8 protein-coding genes are annotated in these 7,559 nt (G+C 68.6%); 1 reads left to right on the top strand and 7 read right to left on the bottom strand.

What is annotated here, in order from left to right:
- Positions 1-177: 177 nt before the first annotated feature.
- Genes E3O54_RS04920 through E3O54_RS04905 form a run of 4 tightly spaced genes read right to left on the bottom strand, consistent with a single transcriptional unit; the run spans position 178 to position 4,637 of the window.
- A complete protein-coding gene (locus E3O54_RS04920) occupies positions 178-1,041 on the bottom strand; it encodes an aldehyde dehydrogenase family protein (protein WP_134343297.1) in 864 nt (287 codons plus the stop codon).
- Positions 1,038-2,588: an aldehyde dehydrogenase family protein gene (locus E3O54_RS04915; RefSeq protein ID WP_104100252.1), complete on the bottom strand. Its 1,551-nt coding sequence runs from the start codon at positions 2,586-2,588 to the stop codon at positions 1,038-1,040. The genes E3O54_RS04920 and E3O54_RS04915 overlap by 4 nt, the downstream gene beginning before the upstream one ends.
- A 52-nt stretch (positions 2,589-2,640) precedes the next feature.
- On the bottom strand, positions 2,641-3,660 hold the full coding sequence (gene deoC / locus E3O54_RS04910; RefSeq protein ID WP_134343298.1) for a deoxyribose-phosphate aldolase: 1,020 nt from the start codon (positions 3,658-3,660) through the stop codon (positions 2,641-2,643).
- A 26-nt stretch (positions 3,661-3,686) separates the two neighbouring features.
- Positions 3,687-4,637 (bottom strand): sugar-binding transcriptional regulator, encoded by a 951-nt coding sequence (locus E3O54_RS04905; RefSeq protein ID WP_104100254.1) that lies wholly within the window; start codon positions 4,635-4,637, stop codon positions 3,687-3,689.
- Between the two features lie 126 nt (positions 4,638-4,763).
- On the opposite strand from E3O54_RS04905, the gene E3O54_RS04900 reads away from it, so the two are divergent.
- Positions 4,764-5,696, top strand: a complete 933-nt coding sequence (locus E3O54_RS04900) for an ROK family protein (RefSeq protein WP_134401056.1) — start codon at positions 4,764-4,766, stop codon at positions 5,694-5,696.
- 229 nt (positions 5,697-5,925) lie between these two features.
- Here the strand turns inward: E3O54_RS04900 and E3O54_RS04895 are convergent, their stop codons facing one another.
- Genes E3O54_RS04895 through E3O54_RS04885 form a run of 3 tightly spaced genes read right to left on the bottom strand, consistent with a single transcriptional unit; the run spans position 5,926 to position 7,506 of the window.
- Entirely contained in the window at positions 5,926-6,171 is a 246-nt protein-coding gene (locus E3O54_RS04895) for a hypothetical protein (RefSeq protein ID WP_134343299.1), read from the bottom strand.
- A complete protein-coding gene (locus tag E3O54_RS04890; protein WP_104100257.1) occupies positions 6,137-7,066 on the bottom strand; it encodes a bifunctional riboflavin kinase/FAD synthetase in 930 nt (309 codons plus the stop codon). The genes E3O54_RS04895 and E3O54_RS04890 overlap by 35 nt, the downstream gene beginning before the upstream one ends.
- Positions 7,063-7,506, bottom strand: coding sequence for a hypothetical protein (locus tag E3O54_RS04885; protein ID WP_104100258.1), 444 nt, complete (start codon positions 7,504-7,506; stop codon positions 7,063-7,065). The genes E3O54_RS04890 and E3O54_RS04885 overlap by 4 nt, the downstream gene beginning before the upstream one ends.
- Between the last annotated feature and the right edge of the window lie 53 nt (positions 7,507-7,559).

The following is a 7,559-nucleotide window of genomic DNA, read 5'->3' as shown; positions in this document are numbered from 1 at the left end:
AGTTTCTTTCCTTTGACAGTCAGAAACCTAGACAGGAAGCGGCGTGCGGCCGTTAAGGCGCTCCGAAACACCCACGGATACAGCAGGGGAGCCGAGATTTTGGGGTTTTGAGGCCCGGAAGGCGGTTTTGCGCCGTTTTGGGCAAAATCTCCGTCGAATTCGTCAGGCGGGCGCGGGCTAGATCAGGCCCTTCGTGTGCCAGATCGTCTTCGTTTCGGTAAACGCCAGGACGCGCGCCAGGGAGGGACTCGCGGCATCCGGACCGTTCTCGGGCTGCAGCACCCGGGTGAGGGTCTCGGCCGCGTCGATCTCGAGGTGGATCCAGTCGAGATCGCCGGCGCCAACCAGGTCGAGGGCGTTGACGTCGGCGTGGCTGGCCAGCCACGGCGCCATCTCGGCGGGAGACCCGGTGAGGATGTTGACTACGCCGCCGGGCACGTCACTAGTGGCGAGCACCTCGCCCAGGCTGATCGCCGAGAGCGGCATGACCTCGTTCGCGACGACGACCACGGTGTTGCCTGAGACCAGCGCCGGGGCGACCGCGCTGACGAGACCGAGGAGGGAACCCCCGGTCTGCGGCGCGATGATGGCGACGACGCCCGTGGGCTCCGGCACCGAGAGGTTGAAGTAGGGACCCGAAACCGGGTTGGCGTTGCCGGCCACCTGCAGGTACTTGTCGGCCCAGCCGGCGTACCAGACCCAGCGGTCGATGGCCTCGTCGACCTGGGCGAATGCTGCCGCGGTGCTCACGCCTTCCGACTGCACGATTTCGGTGACGAACTGGGCCCGGCGCCCCTCGAGCAACTCCGCGATGCGGTAAAGCACCTGGCCGCGGTTGTAGGCCGTGGCGCCGGCCCAGCCGCCGAGGGCCGAGCGGGCGGCGACGACGGCGTCCCGGGCATCCTTGCGGCTGGCCTTCGCGGCGTTGGCGAGGAATTCCCCGTCGTGGGAACGGATCTCGTAGACCCGGCCCGACTCACTGCGCGGGAACTTGCCGCCGAGGTAGAGCTTGTAGGTCTTGGGAACGGCGAGGCGGGTCACTTGGCTGCCTTCTTTCGGGAAACGGGAGTCTTCTCCGCGGCCGGCGAAGCAACGGCCGGTGCGATGGATGCCGCGGGCGCGGCCGTCACGGTGCGCGCGGCCGCGCGACCGGCGGCGGGCTTGAGGTATGCCGCGAGCCCGTGGCGGCCGCCCTCGCGCCCGTAGCCGGACTCTTTGTAGCCGCCGAATGGACTGGCCGGGTCGAAGCGGTTGAACGTGTTCGCCCAGATCACGCCGGCACGCAACTTGTCGGCGACGGCCAGCATCCGGCTGCCCTTCTCGGTCCAGATTCCGGCGGACAGTCCGTACGGCGTGTTGTTCGCCTTGGCGATGGCCTCGGCCGGGGTGCGGAAGGTCAGCACGGAGAGCACCGGGCCGAATACCTCGTCACGGGCGATGCGGTGGCTGGTGGAGACGTTGGTGAAGATGGTCGGCCTGAACCAGAAGCCGGCCTCGGGCAGCACGCAGTCCGGACTCCAGCGCTCGGCGCCTTCCTGCTCGCCGATGTCGGTGAGTTCCCGGATGCGCGCCAGCTGCTCGGCGCTGTTGATGGCGCCGATGTCGGTGTTCTTGTCCATCGGGTCGCCGAGGCGCAGCGTGGACAGGCGCGCCTTGAGGCGGTCGATGACATCGTCGTGGATCGACTCCTGCACGAGCAGGCGGCTACCCGCGCAGCAGACGTGGCCTTGGTTGAAGAAGATGCCGTTGACGATGCCCTCGATCGCCTGGTCTATGGGCGCGTCGTCGAAGACGATGTTCGCGGCCTTGCCGCCGAGCTCGAGGATGACCTTCTTGTCGGTTCCGGCGACCGAGCGGGCGATGGCCCGGCCGGCGCCGGTGGAGCCGGTGAAGGCGACGAGGTTGACGCCGGGGTGCCCGACGAGGGCCTTGCCGGTGTCGCGGCCGCCCGTGACGATGTTGACAACGCCGGCGGGCAGGTCGGCCTGCTGCAGGATCTCGGCGAACAACAGCGCGGTCAGGGAGGTGGTCTCAGCCGGCTTGAGCACGACCGTGTTGCCGGCGGCGAGGGCCGGGGCGATCTTCCAAGCCAGCATCAGCAGGGGGAAGTTCCACGGGATCACCTGGGCGGCGACGCCCCGCGCGGACGGCGTGGGGCCGACCCCGGCGTGGTCGAGCTTGTCGGCCCAGCCGGCGTAGTAGAAAAACCAGGCGGCAACCAGAGGCACGTCGACGTCGCGGCTCTCCTTGATCGGCTTGCCGTTGTCGAGGGTCTCGGCGACGGCAAGCTCACGGGCCCGCTCCTGCACAAGGCGGGCGATGCGGAACAGGTACTTGCCGCGATCGCTGCCGGAGAGCTTCGACCAGGTCTTGTCGTAGGCGCGACGGGCGGCGGCCACCGCCGCGTCGACATCCGCCGCGTCGGCGTGGGCGATCATTGCGATCTGCTTCTCGGTGGCCGGGTTGATGCTCTGGAACGGCTCACCCCGACCGGCGACGAACTCCCCGTCGATGAAGAGTCCGTAGTCCCCCCGAAGGTTCAGCACGGCCTGGGACTCCGGGGCGGGAGCGTAGTCAAGAAAGCTCATGGTTATTCCAATCAAGGTTGATCGAGTTGTCGGTGATCGAGCTTGTCGAGATTCAATCGATCGTCACGTAGTCAAGGCCGGAGTAGTGTCCGGAGGTCATCTTCTGGCGCTGCATCAGCACGTCGTTCAGCAGGCTCGACGCCCCGAACCGGAACAGGCTCGGCGTGAGCCATTCCTCGCCCACGGTTTCGGCGACGGTCACGATGTATTTGGTGGCGTCTTTAGACGTGCGAATGCCGCCGGCCGGCTTCACACCGACCTTCGCCCCGGTGAGGCGATGCCAGTCGCGCACGACCTCGAGCATGGAGAGGGTCACGGGCAGGGTGGCCGCGACGGGCACTTTGCCGGTGGAGGTCTTGATGAAGTCGCCGCCGGCCAGGATGGCCAGCCACGACGCGCGGCGCACGTTGTCGTAGGTACTGAGCTCCCCGGTCTCGAGGATCACCTTGAGGTGGGCGAAACTGCCGTCGGGGCGGCGGCAGCTCTGCTTGACCGCCACGATCTCGTCGTAGACCTGGCCGAACCTGCCGGACAGGAACGCACCACGGTCGATGACCATGTCGATCTCGTCGGCGCCGGCCGCGACGGCGTCGTGCACGTCGGCCAGCTTGATCGCGAGGGACGCGCGCCCACTCGGGAACGCGGTCGCGACGGCGGCGACGTTCACGCCGGCATCCGTGCCCGCGGAGTGCGCGGAGCCGAGAGCGGCGACGGCGTGCGGCACCATGTCGCCGTAGACGCAGACCGCGGCCACGCGAGGGCAGCTGAGGTCACCGGCGTCGGGCGTGAGGGCCTTGCCGACCAGGGACTTCACCTTGCCGGGGGTATCGGCCCCCTCGAGGGTGGTGAGGTCGATCAGGCTGATGATCTTGTCGATCGCCCACTTCTTCGAGCTGGTCTTGATCGAGCGGGTGCCGAGGTCGGAGGCACGCTGCTCCAAGCCGACGGCGTCGATGCCGGGGATGCCGTGCAGGTAACGCCGCAGATTCGCATCCGTGGCTTCGCCGCCGATGAGCGCCAGGGCGCGTTCCCCGGTGTTCAGCTGGGCCATGGCCGTTTGGCTGGTAGTCATGAATTGTCCTTGCGGTCGGGGTGCGGTCATGCGTTTTCTCCGAGGATGGCGAGTGCGGTGTCTTCGTCGGTGACGAGCACTGTGCACAGGCCGCTGCCGACGACGGCGCGGGCGATGGAGTGTTTGGAGCCGCCGGTGATCACGGCGATGGCGGTCTTCGCGTGACGCAGCGCTTCGAGCTGGATGCCGACGGTCCGGCCGTTGAGTTCCGGGTCGACGATGTTGCCGTTGCTGTCGATGTACCGGCCGACGATGTCGCCGACCGCGCCCTTGCGTACGAGCTCGGCGACCTGTTCTGCGGTGAGGTAGCCGCTGTCGACGAGAGCCGAGTTTTGGTCGGCCTGGCCGGCGCTGAACAGGTAGGCGGATGCCGCGGCGCCGAGGTTCAGCACGGCGGCGACGGAGCGGTCGGCTTCGATCGCGGTCTTGGTGTCGAGGCGCTCGAGGATGGCGGGGCTCGGCAGCAGCGTCGCCGCCCCCGAGGCCTTGTGAGCAATGGTGACGGCCGTCGCGGCTGCGGTGCCGGCGCGCCGGTTGAGGCTGACTCCGCCGTTGATCTGCACGACGTTGACGCCGCTGGCCCAGCCCTGGGCCAGGTGCAGCGACACCTCGTGCAGGGTGCGGCCCCAGCTGATGCCGAGCGTTCGCGGCACCGGGCGGAGGCCCGTGAGGTAGTCGGCGGCAGCTTGGGCGGTGCGGGACTGGAGTTCCTCGTCAGTGGAGACGCCGGCAGAGGAGACGACGATGGCATCCGTCAGCTGCGTGGTCTCGCGCAGCCGGCGTTCGATGGAGAGACGACGGGCGCGCGGGTGAACGATTTCGATGCGGATGAAGCCACTGGCCTTGGCCTGGGCGAGGAGCCGGCCCACCTTCCAGCGGGTGAGGCGGAGAACGGTGCCGATTTCGTCCTGCGTCTTGTTTTCCTCATAGTAGAGCTCGGCCGCGCGAATGGATAAGAGTTCGTCGGTGTCCGTCATGGTGCTCCGTTCCGTTCGGGTCCAGCCTAAGTCGCCGGTCTCCCCCGATCAACGCCTGTTGGTCATGTTGCTCATCTGCGCATTCGAGCATCGACCCTGCAACTCTGCACGCCCTAGGCTGATGTCATGCCCACCAGCTACGCTCTCGCCGTCGACCTCGGCGGCACCAAGGTTGAAGCCGCACTCGTCGACGAGCAGGGGGTCGTGCTCGCCGCCAGCCGGCACCGCGCCCCCACCGGCCCGGTCAAAACCGCCGAGGAACTCGCGGACAGTGTACGGACCGTTGTCACCCGCGCCCGAGCGAGCCTGCCGGTCGGAGACGCCCTCCTCGGCGTCGGCATCGGCACCGCCGGACCGATCACCGTGGACACGGGCACAGTCTCTCCGTTGAATCTGCCGGCCTGGCGGGATTACCCCTTACGGGATTGTGTCGCGGCCCTCGTGCCCGAGGCGCCCGTGCGCCTGCGCCTGGACGGCCTCTGCATCACGCTCGCCGAGCACTGGCTCGGCGCCGGGAGGGGCGCCGACAGCCTGATGGGCATGGTCGTGTCCACCGGCATCGGCGGCGGCCTGATCCTGGGTGGGTCCACCGTTTCCGGGCCGACCGGCAACGCCGGGCACATCGGTCACATCGAAGTCGGCGGGTTCGACGACGCCTGCGCCTGCGGCGGCACCGGATGCCTCGAGGCCGTCGCATCCGGACCGCGCACCGTGGCCTGGGCGCGCGCCGAGGGCTGGTCGGGCCTCACCGGCGAAGACCTCTCGGCCGCATACGCCGCGGGAGACCCGATCGCGATCAGTGCGGTCAAGCGCTGCGGCCAGGCCATCGGCCAGGCGATCGCCTCCGCGACGAACCTCGTGGACCTCGACGTGGTGGCGATCGGCGGCGGCTTCTCACACGTCACGCCGGACCTGTTCGACTACGTGCGAGCGGCCGTCGCCGAGCGCACGGTGTTCTCCTTCGCGACCCGGGTGCGCGTCGTCGCATCCGCTCTCTCCGGCGACGGCCCACTGATCGGCGCCGCGGCGCTCATCCACCGCGCCGATCTGGTCGCCTGAGTCACCCACTCCCCCGCCCGCGCGCCCTTGGCCCGCCCGCGCGCCCTTGGCCCGCCCGCGCGCCCTTGGCCCGCCCGCGCGCCCGCCCCTGAACCAATTCGACGGAGATTTTGCTCTCAGCCGGCATTGAGACCGGTCTCACCCGGTTTTTTGCCAGAATCTCCGTCGAATTCGTGAGGCCGCACGGGGCACTGGGCGGGCAGCAGGGCGCTAGGCAGGCAGCAGGGCATTAGGCAGGCAGCAGGACACTGGGCGGGCAGGACAGCACGGCGCCGGCCAGCGTAGCGGCCAGGGCGGCGCCGATCAGGAAGGCGAGCGGCCAGGTCCAGCCGCCGGCCAGCTGGTGCAGCAGCCCGAAAAGCAGCAGCCCGACAAGCAGCGGCGCGACCAAGTAGCCGACTCTCAACAGCGAGATGCCCGGTCCGGCCAGGATGCCCGCGTCAGGCCAGGATGCCGCGGACCTTTTCCACGTCATCGTGCATCTGCACGATCAACGGTTCGATTCCGGTGAACGCGACCATGCCGCGGATACGTTCGACGAAGGACACCTCCACCACATGGTCGTACAGGTCGATGTCCTGGTCGAGCACAAAGGCCTCGACCTGCTTCTGCGCCACACCGTCGAAGGTGGGGTTGTTGCCCACCGAGATGGCCGCCGGGTAGCGGATACCGGCATCCGTCAGCCAGCCCGCGTAGACCCCGTCCGCGGGGATCAGCCCCTCGGACGCCGGTGACAGGTTGGCCGTGGGAAAACCGAGTTCGCGTCCTCGCTTCGCGCCGTGCACGACCTCCCCGCGCACGGTCGGGTTGTGCCCGAGCAGGGTAGTGGCCGCGCCGACCTCGCCGCGGGAGAGCAGCTCGCGGATCCAGGTCGACGAGACCCGGCGCATCCGGTCTGGTTTCACGTCGTCGATCAGGCGCACGGTGAACCCGAACCGGTCCCCCAGCTCCTGCAATAGGTGCACATCGCCGGCGCCGCGAGCGCCGAACCGGAAGTCGCGGCCGACCAGCACGGTGCGCGCGTGAAGCCCCTGCACCACGATGCTCTCAATAAAATCCTCGGGCGAAAGAGCGGCCAACGCCGCGGTGAACTCGAGCAGAAGGGTGGCGCGCACGCCGGTCTCGGCGAGCAAGGCAAGCTTCTGTTCGGTGCTGATCAGGGTCTGTGGGCACTCCTGGGGGGCAAGCACGGCGAGCGGATGCCGGTCGAAGGTCACCACCACGGAGGCCAGTCCGTCGCTGTCGGCGAGTGCCTGCAACTCGGCGATGACCGCGCGATGCCCCGCGTGCACGCCATCGAACTTGCCGATGCTGACCGCGGAGGCCGGCCAGTCGGCCGGGATATCGGCGACGCCGCGCAGCACCTTCACTCGCGCACCTTACCGCTCCGGGACAGCCACCACATGCCCAGGACCGGCAGCACGAGCGGGATGAAGAGGTAGCCGCGGCCGTACAACGACCAGACCGAGTCGTGCGGAAACAGGGCCGGGTCGACGAGGCTGAGGGTGCCGACCACCAGCACGCCGGCGAACTCGAAGCCGATCGTGATCCAGGCCACGCGGCGCCAGCGTCCGCCGCTCCTGATCAGGGCCACCGTGGCGACGATGTAGACGACCGCGGCCAGCGCGGACAATGAGTAGGACAACGGTGCCTCGGCGAATTTGGAGGCGATCTGCACGAAGGAGCGGCCCGTGGCGGCGAGCGCGAGGAGGCCGTAGACGGCGATCAGCACACGCCCGATGCCGGTCACCGGGGTCGACCGAGCGCTCTCGGCGGGCGTCCCTGCGGCGTTGCTCTGCTCTGCGGTCATGGCTTCCTAATTATCGCAGCATCCGTGGATCTGATTTCACGGGCGCCGGACTT

The sequence above is a fragment of the Cryobacterium sp. TMT2-4 genome, assembly GCF_004402575.1.
Taxonomy (GTDB): Bacteria; Actinomycetota; Actinomycetes; order Actinomycetales; family Microbacteriaceae; genus Cryobacterium; species Cryobacterium sandaracinum.
This window is presented reverse-complemented; position numbering and strand designations above follow the sequence as displayed.